Here is a 19,152-nt window from a genome sequence, read left to right as displayed (position 1 = left end):
CATTCAGAAACCCTCATCCGGTCCGCCGCAGCCTTTTGTGACTGTGCCATCAACGATGACAAAACAAAGGTGAAAGTCATGTGCGCACTTTTTTTGCGCATTAGAATATTTTTTTTACTTTTTGAAAAAATATCCTGATGCCCGTTAATAAGAATGCCCTTATCCGTTACAGAACTATCGACTCATGTCTCCGGAACCGTTTACGGAAATGGACATTACAGGATCTTATTAACGCAGTGGGGGATGCTTTGTATGAATATGAGGGAGTTGAAAAGGGAATCAGCCGGCGGGCCATCCAGATGGACCTGCAGGCTATGCGGAGTGACAAACTGGGATATAGTGCGCCGATCATTGTCGTAGACAAGAAGTATTATACATATGAAGATCCGGACTATAGTATCACCCAAATTCCTTTGAATGATGTTGACCTGAGTCGTATGAATGAGGCAGTAGAAGTGCTTAAGCAATTCAAAGGCTTCTCTCATTTCAGTAGTCTGAATGAGGTAGTGCAGAAACTGGAAGATCATGTGTATGCCGCCTCCCACAATACACGGTCAGTGATTGACTTTGAAAAGAACGAACGGCTGAAAGGGCTTGAATACCTGGAGCTGTTGTACCAGTCTGTGATACAAAGAAAAGTGGTGAAGATTAGCTATCAGTCTTTCCGTGCAAAGAGTAGCAACTCTTTTGAATACCACGTCTGGTGGCTGAAGGAATTTAAGAACAGGTGGTTTGCAGTGGGGGTAAAGGGAAAGGGAATGGTAGTCACTCACCTGGCACTGGACAGGATCCAGGAACTGGAACTTTTAGACACAGCTTTATATATTGATAATGATGATCTGGATCCCGGCGCGTATTATCAGGATGTGGTAGGCGTAACTGTTTCTACCAATCTGCGGGCCCAGAATGTAAAAATACTTGTCAGTCATGAACATGCGCCATACATTCTTACAAAACCAATGCATCACTCCCAGGAACTGATAGAGACCAGGGAAGATGGCATTATTATTAACCTGAAGGTTCAACTGAATTTTGAGCTGGAAAGGGAGATCCTCGGATATGGAGATGGAATGATCGTTCTGTCGCCGGTAAACCTGGCTGGCAAAATGCAAAAGAAGATGCAACAAGGGGTGATCAACTACAGCGACCCGCTACTATTCCACAAAACTGAAAAATGAAATCGAAGCTTATTTGTTTGTTATTGTTAGTTGCATGTAAAATGTCATTCGCCGGTCCCGTCGGGGATAGTTTATTGGATAAGCTGAATCTGACAATAGAAAATGCACATATATATGACGCGGACAAACTGAAACAGATCAACAATCTGAGGCAGACATTTGCTGCAGCAAGGCATTTGCCTTTGCAGCAGCAGTTTGACATCTGTCAGCAGTTATATGAACAGTTCAAGGTTTTTAAATATGATTCAGCTTTCGCTTATGCCCGTAAGCTGCAGGAGCTGGCCCGCGAGATGAATGACTCGCAGCGGATCAATTATGCCGGTGTTAAGCTGGGGTTTGTGTTGCTTTCTTCCGGTATGTTCCGTGAGGCGGGTGATTACCTGCTGACCGTCAACGTCAATGTGCTGCCAGATAGTGCCAGAGCGGAATACTACTCATTAAAGGGACGTTATTACTATGACATGTCCGACTATAGCAGCGATGGTTACTTCGCACCAGCCTATACCCGCCAGGGAAATATCTATATTGACTCTGCACTGATGTTATATAAACCGCATTCATTCAATTATGACTATAGTTATGGTTTAATGTATCAGAAGAAGCAGATGATGGACAGTGCGAAATACTATTATACCCTGACTGTCGCCCACCAGGACATCACCATGCACCAGCAGGCAATAGCAACTTCCTCACTGGGGAACATCTATATACGGATAGGTAAGCAGGATAGTGCTATCATTATGATGACAAAAGCTGCCATGGCTGACATCATGTCCTGTACCAAGGAGACAACCGCCATGTTTATCCTGGCGGAGCTGCTGTTCAAAGAACGGGATGTTAAACATGCTTCCCGATATATAGAATATGCGGTGGCAGATGCTTCCTTTTATGGCGCCCGTTTGCGAAAGGTACAGGTCAGTGCCATCCTGCCTATCATTGAAGTGGAAAAGATCAATACCGTAGAAGCGCAGAAAAAGCTGTTATTTGTTTATTCAGCCATCGCTACCCTCTTGTTGCTGGCACTGATATGGCTTTCTATGATCATTTTCCGGCAGTATAAGAAATTACAGGCGGCTCAGCAGGTGATTACTTCTGCCCATGCACTACAGCAGGAGATCAACTATAAACTGATGGAGGCCAATAAGATCAAAGAGGAATATATAGGATATTGTTTTCAGATAAACTCATCCTATCTGGATAAGATCAAGAAGTTCAAAAAGCTGGCCGACCAGAAATTAACGGATAATAAATATGCAGAAGTCAGGTACCTCGTTAATAATATTGACCTTAAGGAAGAGAGAGATGAACTGTTCAGAAATTTTGATCGCATCTTCCTGAAAATATTTCCCAACTTTGTAACAGTTTTTAACTCGTTTTTTAAAGAAGAAGACCGGATCAGGTTAAAAGACAACGAACTATTGAACACAGACCTCCGGATTTTCGCGCTGATAAGGATAGGTATCAGTGACAATGTAAAAATTGCCCAGATCCTCGAATATTCAGTGAATACTATTTACACTTATAAAACCAAGATCAAGAACAAAGCAATTATTCCCAAAGAAGAGTTTGAAGAGCGGCTTATGGACATCAAAGCGCTTTAAAACAGGTCTTTAAACGATAAGAAAGCCCGGTTATTATCGTTATATATCAATAATGATAATATATTAATAATGAATTGTTAATCAATAAATTGTCGCTTATGAAAACACCTTTTGACCCAATATTTTCTATATAACGATCATATAAATTGTTAACCTGTGTCAGGCAGGTTTACTTTGGCTTATCGACCGCATCTGTGAAACTATCCGTTGCAGGGAGAACCAGTGAGACCACGTTACGATAATGTCAAAATCCAGTTATGAAACAAACATTCACGGCCTTAATCAAGCTTTAGTCAGGACTTATTGCAGATGACATTAATCACGTTGTGAAGACAATCGGTGCAGGGTTAAGTATTCCACGTTTGGCGAGCTGCCAGGCTTGCCAGACCCATTCATTCAGGCATCAATATTCCACAAACCAATAAAAACTGATCTATGACCAATCTTCTATTTCGCAAGGTGCGTCTGTTATGCTCGTTATTACTGCTTATAGCAGGGCTAGCCAGCGCGCAGACCAAGCCCGTGACCGGTAAGATCACGGACGAAAATGGTAACCCTGTTCCCGGCGCTACTGTGCAGGTAAAAGGTACCAGCACTGGTACGGCCACAACTGCAGATGGCACATTCAAATTAAATGTACCCGCCAGCGCTACCACACTGGTGGTTTCTTTTGTTGGCTATGTGCAACAGCAAATTGCCATTGCAGGCAAGTCAGATTTTTCTATTTCACTGGTGCCCACCAGTACTACCCTGACAGACGTGGTAGTAGTGGGTTATGGTACTACCCGGAAGAAAGACCTGACCGGTTCCGTAGTATCCATCAAATCAGCCGATTTTAACAAAGGTATCGTAACCGCTCCCGATCAGTTGATCCAGGGTAAGGTGGCCGGTCTGATGGTGGTTGCCAACAGTGGTGCACCAGGTGGCGCTACAACGGTAAGGATCAGGGGTAACTCTTCCGTAAGAACGGGCAACCAACCACTGTATGTAGTGGATGGGATGCCATTGGATGGTCGTACCGCCAAGCCTTCCGTAAGCGCTAATGGTTTGGGCCAGACTCCGGATGCCAACCCGCTGAACTTTATCAATTCCTTCGACATCCTCTCTATGGATGTATTGAAAGACGCGTCTGCTACTGCTATTTATGGTGCAAGAGGCGCCAATGGCGTAGTGATCATCACCACCAAAAAAGGTGCAGTGGGAACACCGCGTCTGGATGTAAGCTACTCTGCCGGTATGAGTAAGATCCTGAAAAAGCTGGATGTACTCGATGCTGCTGGTTACAGAAGCGCACTCAAACAATATAATCTGGCAGGCGGCGACGAAGGTTCCAGCGTAGACGCAATGCAAAGTATTCTTCGTACAGGCGTTACTCACAATGTGAACGTGGGTATCAGCGGAGGCAGTGAAACAGGCGTTTACAGGGCCTCTTTCGGTATGCTGGATCAACAGGGTATCGTTAAGAAAACCGGCTTGAAGAAATATACTGCCAACCTGAATGGTCAATATAAACTGCTGGACAATAAAAGACTGGGTGTAGACTACTATATCCAGGCAGCACATACTACTGAGCAGATTGCCCCTATTACCAGCAATGCTGGTTTTACTGGTAGCCTGATCGGGCAGGCCTTACAATGGAACCCTACATTGGCACTGCGTAAGCCTGATGGTTCATTTAATTTGTTAGGTGTTGGTTCCGCTATCAATCCGGAAGCCATGTCAGCTGCTTATGACGATAAAGTGAACATTAACAGTATCCTGGCAAGTGTGTCTCCTTCTTACAAATTTACCGATGAGTTGGAGTATCGTTTTACCTACAGCATCAATCACCAGGTAGGCGAAAGGGAAACACAGATCGCTTCTTTTATTAATATAGACCAGGTATTTGGTAACGGTCAGGCCTATTACGGCAACAATACATTGACCTCCCAACTGATGACACATACCCTGAACTTTAATAAGCAGATCACTCCTGCCCTCTTCCTGGGCGCCGTGATCGGATATGAGCGTCAGAAATTTGATTACAAAGGCAGATCTGTGGGTGGTCTTGGATTTACTACGGATGAGCTGAAATATACAGACATCCTCCAGAACCCTACACAGACCAATACATTCCTGAGCTCCTTCCGCAATCCAAAATCTGAGCTACAGTCCTATTTCGGTAGGGCTAACCTGAACTTCCTGGATAAATACCTGTTGACCGCTACCCTGAGGGCAGATGGTTCAAGCAAGTTCGGTTCTAACAACAAATACGGTTATTTCCCTTCATTTGCTGCCAAATGGAACCTGAGTAACGAGGCTTTCCTGAAGGATAATAAAACCATCAACCAGTTGGCATTACGTGTGGGCTGGGGTATCACCGGTAACCAGGAATTCCCTGCAGGTGCTGCTCAGGAACAATACACGCTCAATTCAAATGGAGGCGCCAGTCTTAGCAATGTGGCCAACCCTAACCTGAAATGGGAAAGCTCCAAACAGCTGAACGCCGGTATTGACTATACTTTCTTTGGTGGCAGATTATATGGTAGTATAGATTACTTCCATAAGAATACCTCCGACCTGCTGTTCAACTTCCCTGCTATCCAGCCAGCTCCGGCTTCCAATTACTGGATCAACCTGCCGGCTAACGTGATCAATAAAGGGGTGGAAATAGTATTACGCGGAGATGTTGTATCTACGAAGGACTTTACATGGAACCTCGGGGTGAACGCTACTTTCCTGAAGAACAGACTGGAAAACTACGACGGTCCTCCGGTGCTGACGGGTTCTATCAGCGGACAGGGTGTGTCTGACGCATATGCGCAGCGCCTCACCAACAATCAGCCTTTGAACTCTTTCTACCTGAGAAAATTTGAAGGTTTTGATGACAATGGCCAGGGTAAATACACCAATGGTGGTAACAGCCTGTTCTACCTGGGAGATCCTAATCCTAAAACAATGTTGGGTATTATCACTGCTGTAAACTATAAACACTGGGCACTGAATATCAGTATGCACGGCGCGTATGGTTTCGACCTGTATAATAATACGGCCAATACTGTATTACCTATCAACAACCTGGGCTCCAGGAATATCGCTGCTGACCTGGTGGGTACAAAGGAAAGTCTTTCCAACCCTATCACAGTATCCAGCCGTTACCTGGAAAAAGGCAATTTCATGAAGATGGATAATGCCACTATCAGTTATAGTATCGGGAATATCGGAAAGGTGATCAAGAATGCATCTGTATACATCACCGGACAAAACCTCTTCATCATTACGAAGTACACCGGTTTTGATCCTGAAGTAAATACAGATAAGAGTATCAATGGTGTTACCTCTCTGGGTATCGAGTATTCACCTTATCCGACAGCCAGGAACTTTCTGGCAGGCATCAATTTCTCGTTATAATTCACTGATCTAAAAAACTACTACTATGCGATTGAATAAAGCATTCATCATATTATCACTTGTGTTCGGATGTGGAATGTCATCCTGCTCTCTCGATGAAGAGCTGGGGTCCACACTGACACGTGAGCAGGCAGATTCATTGATCAAGGTTCCTGCACTATTGATCTCAGCATATAATGGTCTGCAATTGCCTTATCAGGACCAATCCAACTTTTGGGCATTACAGGAAATGACGGCGGATGAAGCCGTGGCCCCTACCCGTGGTGGTGACTGGGATGATAACGGCGTATGGCGTGCACTCAAACTGCACAACTGGACACCAGACCATACGTATATCAGCAATACGTTTTCCAATATTCTGCAGCTGCAGTTCCTGGCATCCAACGTACTGAGTTTTAATCCTACTGCACAACAGGCAGGAGAGGCCCGTTTTCTGCGCGCTTTTGCGATGTTCTCCGTCCTGGATGGCTGGGGACAGGTACCATTCCGCAATCCCGGCGATACACTGTTGAATGCACCGCGGGTGATGCAGCCGGCAGAAGCTACAGCGTATCTCATTAGTGAACTGACAGATGTCATTAACACACTGGATGCAAACGTGCCTGCTTATACGGCTAATAAGAATGCCGCGAGAGCGCTGTTGATGAAAGTTTATCTCAACAAAGGCGCCTGGGCCAACAGAGCAGCGCCTACATTTGATGCAGCAGATATGCAGAAGGTGATTGAGCTGGCAGATGCTATTACTGCAAGTGGTAAATATAGCCTGACCAATTACTTCGACAACTTCGCCTATAATAATGATGCTATCTCCAAAGAAAACATCTTTACCCAGCGGAATGGTCCAGGCTTCAGTACTGTAAGAAGTGGGAACGCAGTGTTTTGTCACTGGGCGCCTACCCTGCACTACAACCAGGATCCCAGCGGCTGGAATGGATATGCTACCATCTCAGATTTCTACGACAAGTTTGAAGCAACCGATGTACGCCGTGGAGGATCTTATCCGGGTGTGACAGAAAAAAGCGGACTGAAAGTAGGCTTCCTGGTTGGACAGCAATATAACGCTGCAGGTACAGCGCTGAAAGACAGGAAGGGCAATCTCTTGTCCTTCACAAGAGAGCTGAAACTACAGGAAACAGATCCGAATACACTGGAGGTAACAGGTATCAGGGTAGTAAAATATCCGCCTGATATGACATCCAATGAAACCAAGAGCAGTAATAATGCTAATAACGACTATGTATTCCTGCGTTATGCAGATGTGCTGCTGATGAAAGCGGAAGCACTGTTGCGTACCAATAATGCAGCTGCAGCACTGACTATTGTTAACGAGATCAGAGTTAACCGCCAGGCCAGTGTCTGGGCTACCCTGGATCTTAACAAACTGCTTGATGAGAGAGGTCGTGAACTCTATTGGGAAGGATGGCGCAGACAGGACCTGATCCGCTTTGGTAAGTTCCTGGATGTATGGCAGCTGAAACCTTCCGATAATCCGAAGAATTTGTTATTCCCAATACCCACCAGTGATCTTGCTGTTAATAAGAACCTCAAACAAAACGACGGTTATTAATATTCTTTCAGAAGAGACTGCATTATGCAGTCTCTTCTGATCATTTTACCTGTTTATTTAGAAGATGATCGCCTGCTGATCTTACGCGGGTTATCATACAGGAAGTGATTTGTTCCTGAGATGCAGCGTATGAACAGAATGCCCTTTTAACACAAGATACCTATGCATTGAAATTTACATCTTACACTGATGCAATGTAGCCGGAGCTACTATTGTGATCGGCCTGCTACACAAGGGGGATATGCCCTAACTGCTATAGAGATGGCGGAGGCATAAAGATAGTGCAGAGTGGAATTGTGGTGGAATTTTGATGCAGCTTATTGCCCGGTTGGGGGTATAGATTGGTTACCTCCACCGGGAATAGGCATGTGTACTATCGTCGATGATCCTATGCTTTTAGTAATGTTATCTGTTGACTCTTTTTGAATATCTCCATTATTGCTACGCTAATTATCATTACTTCCGCACTACAAATTTTTTCCTTCATAGCCTGATTTCTAGAAAAAGTGAATAAAATGAATGCTATTAGTTTAATGAATGTAATGATACAAGGTTAATTGGGAAAGCCGGTTTACTTTTGTTCTGTTGTCGCTAACGCCAATAGCATTTTAATAAAACAACTTTAAGTTAACCATATACCTATACGAAAATGATACAACGAAATTACTTGATCGGGAATGCAAAATATTATTCAGTAGATATGTTATTAAGGGGGATAAAACACAGTATCATGCAAACAGTGATTAGTGTCCTGCAAGATGGACGCGCAGCTCTATTGCCTTGTTTTCCGGCTATTTAGTAATTAGGGTTTAACAAACGAACATAAGCACCGGGCATTAGTCTTGATGCCTGGGATTTCTTTAGCTATTAAATGTATTCAGTAAGCAACTTACTGTTAGGGCAGTTTATTGCACTGGTTTAAATAATAGGGGTTATGTTATATGTGCTGTAACGCAATAACAAACAATACATCTTAACCCGGGAACCACTCTTGGTTCCTGGCTCTAAAATGTTCAGTTGATACATGATGTGGTTGTGTTGAGAATATGTGTATTGAATAATTATAGGATGATTGAGTGATGTGATAGAGGGATGGATATGATGTTAGTGGTAGCGTAGTGTGTCGAGCGGGATAACGATGGTGCTGATCTGTGATGTTAGCCGGACATAAGGGGGTAGCTGCAATTGCATGTGTAGGCGGGTATTGTGGAGTGTAGATGGAATATAGTGGGGACGTTGGAAAGGACCATGTGCCAGTAACTAAAATTATTATTATGAAAATAGTATGAGATTATTAAAGGAACATGTTGGCACAAACGCGGCGCTGATGTAATCTGGAACTGGTCTGATGAAAGGCGCCGCATCTATTTACTTAGTTCATTAGGGGTTTTCAATTTGATTAACCGGGAGCCAATCCTGGCTCCCGGAACTCTTATTGTATCTAATATGTGTCTGATACTGTATCCAGAAGATATTCTAAACTGGGAATATTGTCTTCAATAGCATAATAGATGATAGTCTGAACCGGGTGCCATTCCTGGTACCTGGCAATATTTTCATAGGTGTTCATTTTATCGTTTCGTATGATACCGGGTATCATTTCTGATACCTGAAATTTCTTAAAATATTTATTCGTGACATGGGGTTATCTTAAAATAAACCGGGGATCAATCGTGATCCCCGGGTATATTTTTGATAGTAATCAGCATATAGTTTTAGCAAACAGCATATTGTTGCGGTCACTATACACTTGCCTTTTTGAGTGTATCCAATACAGTTGTATTTACACTTCCGAACAATGACACACCAGCGGCACCGTTTTGTAATGCGAGACGGATACCTTTTTCAAGATCATCCATTTTACCCTTGAAGTCTGGCAGATACAATCCTGCATACAGCGGGAATTTTCCATGAAGACCATTTACACCTTCTGCTACTGCTTCACCTATCCAGTTTACATCTTCCTTATAAAAGCCATGATAGATCATCGGATTAACTGAGTCCAGCGGCCAGTTTGTCCAATCCTGTCTTACAATGCGTTTCGCAATATCAGGTGTTGGGAACACCGCAGCTGTGATAGGCTTTTTATGTTGTTTGGCCACCTGCGCGAGGTTGGTAACTACATTCGTGATACGCTCGTACCTGAATCTTCTCCAGGAAGGGATCTGGTCCGGATGCTCCATATCCAGGGGGTCTACTCCTTTCTTCTCTTTATATTTCTCTCTGCAGGTTTCGCAATAGCAGAAATCATACTGAGGTAATTCACTGGATTGATCTATGCCGTAATTACTCCACAGGTTGACAGGCAGCACAACATCGCAATAGCGTACATAATCCAGGTGAAGACCGTCTACATAGTCTTTGGAGAGTACGGCTTCGGCCTGTTCTTTCAGGTAGTTGACAACTTCCGGTTTACTGGGGCATAACCAGCGGTAGTACGCCACATAAGGAGGATGTGTTGCGCAGGATTCACCTTTTCTGTTTTTTGCATACCACTCAGGATGGGCGGCCAGCAGTTCTTTCTCACCACGATTCATTGTCCAGATCCATCTGTGCGCCATGATGCCATTCTCTTTCGCCGCTCTGAAATGCTTCTCACTGTCTGCTTCAAAGAAGATATCACCAATGCCTGCTTTTTTGTAAGCAGCATAACGTTGCTGTAATTCGGCAACGGTATCTTTTTCATCAGGATTTATCCAGACACGGTGTCTGGCTGTTTTTTTAGCCGGCTGGGATAATGTTTTTGCGGAAGCAGATAAAGCCGGAATAGTTGGTTGCATGACCGCCAGGCTACCAAGACCGACTGATTTCAGGAAGTTGCGTTTATTCATTTGACGAGTTTTGAGAGATTTTCCCTTCTTGATTAATAGAACAACGTTCTTTTGAGTTTTTATTCAGCAGGGTGGCTGTGAATTGATCTGTAATACCTTCCATCTGTAGTGTGTAAGTCGCTCCCTGCTCATTGATAGTGGTTGCAGATATACCAAGTGCACCGAGGGTAGACGCATAGCGGCCATTCTTCCTGCGGTATTGCAGTTGCCTGGCGTATACATCCCAGAGGTATTCCTTTGCAGCCTCAATAGCAGGCAGTGGTAAGCTAACCGGAGCGCTGCCTGCCGGTTTTGCAACGAAAGAGAGGTAACCCCATTTTTCGGGTGCATGCATATTAATGATGCCCTGCGGAGACCATACCCAGTTATGCTCAGGTAATGATCTGCCGGTTTTAGGGTCCTTACGCTTGATATACTGTCCGTTCACAATATCGGTATCCCATTCAACACGGGAAAAATTAATTCTCCAGCGGGCGCCGTCTTTAGGAGGCAACCCCTGGTTGAAGAATGCAAATGCGCTGAAGGGAATGGCCATTTCCACCGTCCATTTTTTATCCTTGTCCTGGGGATTATTTAACGTCCCGTCTATCTGCACCGCTGTCTGCATGCCCCTGGTATCCCAGGTCATCAGGGCATCTCCTCCCACCCGGTATGCTTTCGACATAAAGAGATCCATAATGGTATTATGGGCATTGATCTCTATCTCAAAATACTTTTCGCCGTCTCCGTCCGGGTCTACGAATACTTCAAAATCGTTATCCTGGAAGATGATCGTATCGTGCTGGTGCAAGGTGGCCCATATATGTGGGTCTTCCAGTTCTGCAAGGATATAGAGGTGCTGATTATCCCACAGCATTTTCAGACGTGTCCGCATAGCAGGTGCGGGTTGTTTATCGCCTTCAATATCTGTAAAGTCTTCACTCCATACCGCTTTTGACCATGCGTTTTCATCTGCTATCCCATCTATTTTAATGGGACTTTCGGTCTGGTAAGAGTGATACTGCCTGGGAGGCACATAGGCCGGCTTTTGTTGTGCGTAAGATGGAAGGTACAGGCATACCATTCCCAATCCTGTAATCACATGACGAATAAGTTGAGACATGCGCTAAATATAAGAAAGATGAGCGCGTTATTTATGTTTTTTCAATGAATGGTTTAATTAAGTGGTTAAAATGCAAAACAGGGCGTAATATTAAATTATGCCCTGTTTGAAAAGCTATTAAAATGTGCCTGGCCGCATCTCGCGAGTCCGCACCTGTAACCGTTGACGGCAGATGAGGGGCTTACTTGTTAGCAGCCATCAGTCGGGTAATCTCTGCTCTCTGATAATCAGGACAACCTCCATGATACGAGGCGACTACAGCACCAAGTGCGCATGAAAAAGAAAGTGTATCAAAAGGATCATATTTTTTTATAGTGCTATACAGAAAGCCTGCAAGGAATGCGTCTCCGCTGCCGATTGTATCGGCAACCTTCACCCGGTAGCCGGGGTGCTGATAGAATTTTCCTCCTTTTAATAAGGCGGCACCCTTTTCCCCTAACGTAATGATAATGGTAGGAATAGCATACTGAGTGCTCAGGGCTTTGGCCTGTGCTTCTATATTATCCGGCCACTGGTGCCAGCCGCCGATAATGGCGAGTTCTGTCTCATTCAGCTTTAATATGTGACAATGATGTAATAGCTCTACCAGCAATTCCTGTTCGAAATGAGGAGGACGCAGGTTAATATCCAGCACAAAAGTGCGGTTCCCTTTCAATAAGGATAGTAATGTTTGTCGGCTATCTATATTTCTGCTGGCCAGGCTACCGAAAACAAGGAAAGTACCTCCTGGTTGCTGTGCCAGTTCCCGCAGGGCAGGAGTAAAAGAAATATAATCCCAGGCCACAGGTTGCACGATCTCATATTTCATCTCCAATGGATTTTCCGCTGAAGGACGAGCATATACTTTTCCCGTTTCATGAACAGGATCAGTCTGAATATAGTCGGTTGTTAGCTGATATTGCTTCATGATTTCCAGTAATGTCTGGCCGGGTTCATCATCCCCAATGCTGGATATCATGGCCACAGGTATGGATAGTTTCTGAAGGTGATAGGCCACATTCATCGGTGCTCCTCCGGGTAAGGCCTTATCCGGCAAAATATCCCAGAGCACCTCTCCAAAACAGGCTACTTGATATTGCGTCATAATTAAATGTATTTGTGCTCAGTAATTATATTTTGGTTACATAATAATACTCTTTTCCTGCGCAATCGCTTATTAAACTGGCAGATCAGCCCTATAACAGAAGCGGGAGCTGGTATCCCCCCTGCTCTGACAGAGAATAAGTTAAAAACCAGAGCGCTGGAAAGCGCTCCGGGGTAAACATCTATTTTATCAACCTTGGTGTGTATTAGAAGAAAGTACAAACCCCCGTCCGGGGCATTATAAAGAATTACAATGCTTTAGCTTAAATACAAGCAAATGGCTGTACCTCGCCGGCTATGACAGTGTCAAAGCTGTGCGACGAACAGGAAATAAAATGGAAAATTAGTCCGGATTGGACGGAACGATTGAATCCGGTTTCGTTTTCAGATAATGGATATGGATAGATATAGTGATAGGTTCAGACCAGAAAATAGGTATAGATATAGAGACAGGTATAATTGAAACAATAGATATAAAGACAGGCTTGGATAGATCCTGGCAATGGATGCAGGCAAATGGCTTGATAAACAGCAGTTTCTTAAAGTATGGTACATAACAATGTATTGGTTCGAGATAATGAATGAATGGTTTGGTTAATGAAAGTCAGCTTACTTAGGAATAGATCTGGCATAAATAATTGATTGAATTGGGACACAAATTTTTTTTAACGGCTCAAAAGTAAAATGAAAATCTTGGAATCAAGGAGTCCATTATGTTCATTTTGAAACTGTTAGTTCGTTCTGTTCACTCAGTTCAGAAGCAGTCTCTCAATTTTGAAGAGTAATAAAAAACTTTAATGTGTTCTGGCGTAATCCATGCTAAAATTAACCTAGCAAGGCCTGATACCTTAAAAATGGCTTAAAAAGGTATTAAACTTACCAAGAATTTAAACAGTCGTTTGATTAAATTAAATGTTTGTTTAACTTTGTGCCATAATTCGAGTTACACATGGAATACAATCAAAAGCAATTATCAATCCTGGAGGCTGCCGAGAAGTTATTCGCTTCCCACGGTTTTCATGCCACTTCGGTGAGGGATATTGCTCATGAGGCTGATGTGAACATCGCAATGATATCTTACTACTTTGGCTCAAAGGAGAAATTAATTGAAGCCATCTTCCTGAAAAGGATCATCGCCTGGAAAATTACACTGACTGCAACGCTTAGTGATACCACACGTTCATATGTTGAAAGATTTGATGCATTGGTGGAAACATATGTTACCCGTGTAATGAGCAATCCCTGCTTCAATCTGATGATGATAAGGGCGCAGATCCAGGAAGATATAGCAGTGAACGAACTTATTCACGAAAATAAAAAGGAAGTACACGATGTGATCAAATCCTTCATTAATGAAGGACAGGAAAGTGGGGTATTTAAAAACGATGTGGATATCATGATGATGGTAGTTACCCTTGTTGGTACGACTAATCATATTATGTCTACCCGCCACCATTTCCAACGCATGAGCAATCTGGAGCATCTTACAGACACAGAACTACAGGAATATCTAATCCGTCATACAAGCAATCATTTGAAAAATTTGTTTAAAGCCATTCTAATCCATGAAGCTTAGTAGCACATACAGGCGACTATGGTCTCTGACAGTTTGCGCTCTACTGCTGACTTTACCTTACCTCAGCAGCCAGGCGCAGGACAAGAAGAACCTGTCTTTGAAAGAAGCCATAACGCTTAGTATACAAAACAGTAAGGAACTCAGACTCAGCAAAACCAAAATTGATGCAGCACTGGCATCAGTCAAGACCTCACGGGATGCGCAGTTACCAAACGTAAGCGTTTCTGCTTCTTACCTCCGCATCAACGAGCCTAACGTAGATCTCAAATTGAAACTGGGAGGTGGCGATAGTTCAGGTGGTGGATCATCTCCTAAAGTGAATTCAGTAGCTTATGCAATGGCTTCTGTTTCCATGCCGCTCTTTTCAGGATTTATCGTGCAGAGCCAGAAAGAATCAGCAAAATATCTTGCGGAAGCCGCAAAGCTGGATGCTGATAAAGATCGCGAGGCTGTGATTCAGAACACGATCAATGCCTATAGCAACCTCTATAAGGCGCAACAGGCAGTGACACTCGTACAGGAAAACCTTAAACAACAGCAGCAGCGGGTAACAGATTTTACCAATCTTGAAAAGAACGGTATTGTGGCCCGTAACGACTTATTAAAAGTGCAGCTGCAACAGTCCAATGTAGAGGTATCACTGCTGGAAGCAGAAAGCAATCTGAAACTGGCCAATATTGCTATGAACCTGTTGCTGGGTTTACCAGAAACAACAGTACTGGCTGCCGACACTACCACTTTTGAACAGATACCAGCCGGCTCCAAAGCTGTTGCTGAATGGGAACAGATAGCCCTGCAGAACCGTAAGGATGCTGCTGCGCTCTCTGCCCGTGAAAGAGCTGCCAATGCAGGTATCAAAGCCGCTAAAGGTGAATATTATCCTTCCGTGGCACTAACCGGTGGATACGTTGCGCTGACAGTACCTAATGCCCTGACCGTAACTAATGCGCTGAATGCGGGTATTGGTGTTAAATACTCCCCTTCTTCCCTCTGGAAAGCAGGATCAAAAGTAACTGAAGCCAAAGTAAGATTGCAGGAAGTGCAGGTAAATGAGGAATTGCTGGCAGATAATATCCACCTTTCCATCAATAAGGCCTTCCAGGATTATTTAGTGAATCAGAAGAAGATTGAAGCCTACATGAGGGCAATTGACCAGGCAAGTGAGAATTATAAGATCGTAAAAAATAAACAGGAGAATAACCTGGCTACAACTACAGATCTGCTGGAAGCTGACGTAGCAAATGTACAGGCAAAACTGAACTACGCTTTCGCCAAAGCTGACGCAATAGTTGCCTACACAAAACTACTTGAAACCGCAGGTGTTTTAAATGAAGCAGGTGCAGAGGCCGGGAAATAATCAATCAGGATTTTAATAAAAGTATTAATCATATATATACTATATGGAAACGCAAACAGCTACAACTAACAATAAAAGCTCCCAGAATGCTCATGAGGCTCCTAAAAAGAGGAACTATCGTTTCATCATCGTTTTAGCAGTCCTTGTTATTGGTGGTGGTGCATTCGGTATCTCTAAATATATACATGCGCAACATCATGAAGAGACCGATAACGCACAGGTGGAAGCAAACGTAAGCCCGGTAATTCCAAGAGTAACCGGCTATGTGAAAGAGGTTCGTGTAAAAGATAACCAACGTGTAAAGAAAGGAGATACCCTGGTTATTCTCGATGACAGGGATCTGGTGATAAAAGTATCCCAGGCGGAAGCTGCGCTGGCAGCAGCTGAAGCAAATGTACAAGTGGCAGTAGCTACTACTACAGCTGCCCGCTCAAACGTTTCATCTTCCCAGGCTAATATATCTGCGGTAGATGCACAGATCGAAGCAGCTAAAGTAAATGTATGGCGCGCTAATCAGGATTACGAGCGTTACAGCAACCTTATTAAGGATCACTCTATTACCCAGCAGCAATATGAGCAGGCCCTGGCTGCAAAACAAACTGCAGATCGCCAGCTGAATGTACTGGAAGAACAGAAAAAAGTAGCTGCCCGTCAGACAAGCGCAGTATCTACACAAAGTGATGCTACTGCTGAACAGATCAATGCGGCCAAAGCTGTGATCAAGGAACGTCAGGCGGAAGTAGATAACGCAAAACTGGTGGCGAGCTATGCGATCATCACTGCTCCTGAAGATGGAGAAGTATCAAAGATATATGTACAGCCAGGACAACTGGTGCAGGCAGGTCAGTCACTCTTCAGCGTGGTATTATCTAACGACGTATGGATAGTGGCCAATTTTAAGGAAACACAGCTCGACAAAATGAAACTGGGTCAGAAAGTAAGTGTGCATGTAGATGCGTTCCCAGGCAAATCTATCGAGGGTAAAGTAACATCCTTCTCCCCTGCTACAGGTGCACGTTTTGCCTTACTGCCTCCTGATAATGCTTCAGGTAACTTCGTAAAAGTGGTACAACGTCTGCCAGTGAAGATCGAATTCAACGATCCGAACCAAACTGAAGTAAAACAACTCCGTCCAGGTATGAACGTAGTTGTGGATGTACACCTTGACTAATTTTCAGTCACGAATGGCCCCGCTTGAGTGGTGCGGGTGAAAAACAAAATGGAATTATTCTTAGTCTGGTCTTAAATACAACAGCATATTTCGTGTCACCAGGCGGGGACATTCGGTAACTGATCTTTATACAACTAATTGACAAACGCGATGCAACAAGAATCATTGGTAGAATATGGGGCCCGGCGGGTGATCATCACAATTACTGCCATCTTTTGCGCCTTGCTGGAGATCGTGGATACCACCATTGTGAACGTGGCATTGAATGACATGCGCGGAAATATGGGTGCCACGCTGAGTGAGATAGGTTGGGTGATCACTGCTTACGCGATCGGTAACGTAATTATCGTACCGATGACGACCTGGTTATCACAACAGTTCGGACGTCGTAACTACTTCGCAGTTTCCATCATCATCTTTACTATATCCTCCTTCCTTTGCGGAAATGCCACTTCCTTATGGGAACTCGTATTATTCCGCTTTATACAGGGCTTGGGCGGTGGAGCGCTGCTGGTAACTTCACAAACCATTATTACTGAAAGCTATCCGCCGGAAAAAAGAGGAATGGCACAGGCAATCTATGGTTTGGGTGTGATCATCGGCCCTACACTGGGTCCTCCCTTAGGTGGTTATATAGTAGACCATTATGCCTGGCCTTACATTTTTTATATAAACATTCCTATTGGTGTAATAGCAAGCCTCCTTACACTTCAATTTGTAAGAAGCCCTAAATATGGTGAGAAGAAATCAGCGAGTGAAGTCGACTGGTTAGGAATTGGCCTTCTGGCTCTAGGGGTGGGATCATTGCAGTACGTCTTAGAACGTGGGCAGGAAGATGACTGGTTTAATGACTCGACGATATTGATATTAGGTATTGCAGCAGTACTGGGCTTCTTCTTCTTTATCTGGAGAGAACTATCATATAAGAGTCCGATAGTGGAATTAAGAGTGCTCGGGAATGGGAATCTTCGGGTAGGTACTTTGCTCTCCTTCCTGATGGGCTTCGGGTTATACGGATCTACATTTATTATTCCTCTCTACACCCAGAGTACACTCGGCTGGACGGCTACACAATCAGGTATGTTGATGATACCGGCAGCCCTGACCACGGCATTTATGATGCCTTTTATAGGTAAAATGCTGGAAAAAGGAATACCTCAGCAGTACCTGGTAGCAATCGGCATGTTCCTGTTCTTTGTCTTCTGTTTTTGGGGATATAAGATCATTTCACCGGATACAGGATCAGAGGCCTTCTTCTGGATGCTCATTGTAAGAGGTGTCGGCATGGGTATGTTGTTCATTCCTATTACAACACTTTCATTGTCTACACTGAAAGGTCAGCAGATAGGACAAGGCGCTGCCTTCACAGGTATGATGCGTCAGTTGGGAGGTTCCTTTGGAGTGGCGTTGATCACCACATTTGTTTCCCGCCGCAATGAACTGCATCGTGTGGACCTGGTGAGCAAACTGGATACTAACAATCCAGCGGTAATGAACAGGGTATCCGGGATGACAGCCAGCTTTGCCGCAAAAGGAATGGATACCAGAAAAGCCCTAGGAAGTGCCTATCAGTCACTGGAATATAGCGTAATGAAGCAGTCTGTTGTAATGTCATACATGGACGTATTCCTGTACCTGGGTTTAATGTTCCTGATCTGTGTGCCATTTGTGTTGATGGTGAAAGGCAGCAAGAAAACGAAACTGGATCCAAGTGCTATGCACTAAAAGATATTAAAGATATGTTACTAACAGTGTAACAGTTGTAGGTTTAGGTAATGAGCCGGAATAATCTTATTCCGGCTTTTGTTTTGTTGTAACCCGGGGTCGCACCCCGCGCTACAAACAAGGGAACTCCTGACGTGGTCCTATTATGGTTTGTTTAATGGCGTTTGTTCCGTGGTAGAGATAGGGTGAGGTTTCGGTGGAGGTTCAGTACACCCTCCTACCTATAGGCTCTCTAGTCCTACATTACAGGCACTATTCTATAGCGATCGCTATAGGAAGTGCCTATAATGCTATAGTAGAGCGGCTATAGGATATAGCCTTCACCGAACCTTAAGCGAATATATACCCCTGGGAAACTTTTTGAAAGGCAAGTACCCGAATCCCCGGTAGGCAAACCTGGAGCAAGTGAGAAACAGAACAAAACCCCGGGCCTGGAAAGGGCAAGGGTGCTATATTCCCTCAAATTAATCCATACCGGTACAAAGTCATGGAATAGATGACCGGTAAGCACTTATAATCAAATGGAAAACTGGAAAATTGTCTGATGATCGTTTTGGTAGTTATTCACAAT

The 19,152-nt window shown here is 44.0% G+C and carries 11 protein-coding genes; 8 read left to right on the top strand and 3 right to left on the bottom strand.

Annotated features, from left to right (window positions below; genetic code table 11):
- The first annotated feature begins 137 nt into the window (after positions 1-137).
- The 4 genes from CLV42_RS00580 (at position 138) to CLV42_RS00565 (ending at position 7,736) form a co-directional block, all read left to right on the top strand.
- Entirely contained in the window at positions 138-1,178 is a 1,041-nt protein-coding gene (locus tag CLV42_RS00580) for a helix-turn-helix transcriptional regulator (RefSeq protein WP_106599963.1), read from the top strand.
- Positions 1,175-2,779, top strand: a complete 1,605-nt coding sequence (locus CLV42_RS00575) for a DUF6377 domain-containing protein (protein ID WP_106599962.1) — start codon at positions 1,175-1,177, stop codon at positions 2,777-2,779. Before CLV42_RS00580 ends, CLV42_RS00575 begins: the two co-directional genes overlap by 4 nt.
- 435 nt (positions 2,780-3,214) lie before the next feature.
- Positions 3,215-6,169, top strand: coding sequence for a SusC/RagA family TonB-linked outer membrane protein (locus CLV42_RS00570; protein ID WP_106599961.1), 2,955 nt, complete (start codon positions 3,215-3,217; stop codon positions 6,167-6,169).
- Positions 6,170-6,194: 25 nt separating this feature from the next.
- Complete coding sequence (locus CLV42_RS00565) at positions 6,195-7,736, top strand: RagB/SusD family nutrient uptake outer membrane protein (RefSeq protein WP_106599960.1); 1,542 nt, start codon at positions 6,195-6,197, stop codon at positions 7,734-7,736.
- Between the two features lie 1,742 nt (positions 7,737-9,478).
- Here CLV42_RS00565 and CLV42_RS00560 read toward each other — a convergent pair.
- From CLV42_RS00560 to CLV42_RS00550, 3 genes are all read right to left on the bottom strand, one after another.
- On the bottom strand, positions 9,479-10,567 hold the full coding sequence (locus tag CLV42_RS00560; protein WP_106599959.1) for a family 10 glycosylhydrolase: 1,089 nt from the start codon (positions 10,565-10,567) through the stop codon (positions 9,479-9,481).
- Positions 10,560-11,669, bottom strand: a complete 1,110-nt coding sequence (locus CLV42_RS00555) for a carbohydrate-binding family 9-like protein (RefSeq protein ID WP_106599958.1) — start codon at positions 11,667-11,669, stop codon at positions 10,560-10,562. Before CLV42_RS00555 ends, CLV42_RS00560 begins: the two co-directional genes overlap by 8 nt.
- Positions 11,670-11,850: 181 nt before the next feature.
- Positions 11,851-12,753 (bottom strand): carbohydrate kinase family protein, encoded by a 903-nt coding sequence (locus CLV42_RS00550; RefSeq protein ID WP_106599957.1) that lies wholly within the window; start codon positions 12,751-12,753, stop codon positions 11,851-11,853.
- 948 nt (positions 12,754-13,701) lie between these two features.
- Between CLV42_RS00550 and CLV42_RS00545 the strand changes: the two genes are divergently transcribed.
- The 4 genes from CLV42_RS00545 to CLV42_RS00530 all read left to right on the top strand — a co-directional run bounded on the left by CLV42_RS00545 (position 13,702) and on the right by CLV42_RS00530 (position 18,581).
- Positions 13,702-14,328, top strand: a complete 627-nt coding sequence (locus CLV42_RS00545) for a TetR/AcrR family transcriptional regulator (protein ID WP_106599956.1) — start codon at positions 13,702-13,704, stop codon at positions 14,326-14,328.
- Positions 14,318-15,685: a TolC family protein gene (locus tag CLV42_RS00540; RefSeq protein WP_106599955.1), complete on the top strand. Its 1,368-nt coding sequence runs from the start codon at positions 14,318-14,320 to the stop codon at positions 15,683-15,685. The genes CLV42_RS00545 and CLV42_RS00540 overlap by 11 nt, the downstream gene beginning before the upstream one ends.
- 43 nt (positions 15,686-15,728) lie before the next feature.
- Complete coding sequence (locus tag CLV42_RS00535; RefSeq protein WP_106599954.1) at positions 15,729-16,856, top strand: HlyD family secretion protein; 1,128 nt, start codon at positions 15,729-15,731, stop codon at positions 16,854-16,856.
- 150 nt (positions 16,857-17,006) lie between these two features.
- Positions 17,007-18,581 carry a DHA2 family efflux MFS transporter permease subunit gene (locus tag CLV42_RS00530; RefSeq protein ID WP_106599953.1) on the top strand — a complete coding sequence of 525 codons (1,575 nt, stop codon included), beginning with the start codon at positions 17,007-17,009 and terminating at the stop codon, positions 18,579-18,581.
- Positions 18,582-19,152: the final 571 nt, after the last annotated feature.

Origin of the sequence: Chitinophaga ginsengisoli (assembly GCF_003014595.1) — a bacterium.
Lineage (GTDB): Bacteria > Bacteroidota > Bacteroidia > Chitinophagales > Chitinophagaceae > Chitinophaga > Chitinophaga ginsengisoli.
This window is presented reverse-complemented; position numbering and strand designations above follow the sequence as displayed.

Bases quoted from the DNA above. Each gene is read 5' to 3' on its own strand.
- CLV42_RS00535 (WP_106599954.1), top strand. From the start codon at position 15,729: ATGGAAACGCAAACAGCTACAACTAACAATAAAAGCTCCCAGAATGCT.
- CLV42_RS00575 (WP_106599962.1), top strand. From the start codon at position 1,175: ATGAAATCGAAGCTTATTTGTTTGTTATTGTTAGTTGCATGTAAAATG.
- CLV42_RS00545 (WP_106599956.1), top strand. From the start codon at position 13,702: ATGGAATACAATCAAAAGCAATTATCAATCCTGGAGGCTGCCGAGAAG.
- CLV42_RS00570 (WP_106599961.1), top strand. From the start codon at position 3,215: ATGACCAATCTTCTATTTCGCAAGGTGCGTCTGTTATGCTCGTTATTA.
- CLV42_RS00565 (WP_106599960.1), top strand. From the start codon at position 6,195: ATGCGATTGAATAAAGCATTCATCATATTATCACTTGTGTTCGGATGT.
- CLV42_RS00540 (WP_106599955.1), top strand. From the start codon at position 14,318: ATGAAGCTTAGTAGCACATACAGGCGACTATGGTCTCTGACAGTTTGC.
- CLV42_RS00580 (WP_106599963.1), top strand. From the start codon at position 138: ATGCCCGTTAATAAGAATGCCCTTATCCGTTACAGAACTATCGACTCA.
- CLV42_RS00555 (WP_106599958.1), bottom strand. From the start codon at position 11,669: ATGTCTCAACTTATTCGTCATGTGATTACAGGATTGGGAATGGTATGC.
- CLV42_RS00530 (WP_106599953.1), top strand. From the start codon at position 17,007: ATGCAACAAGAATCATTGGTAGAATATGGGGCCCGGCGGGTGATCATC.
- CLV42_RS00550 (WP_106599957.1), bottom strand. From the start codon at position 12,753: ATGACGCAATATCAAGTAGCCTGTTTTGGAGAGGTGCTCTGGGATATT.
- CLV42_RS00560 (WP_106599959.1), bottom strand. From the start codon at position 10,567: ATGAATAAACGCAACTTCCTGAAATCAGTCGGTCTTGGTAGCCTGGCG.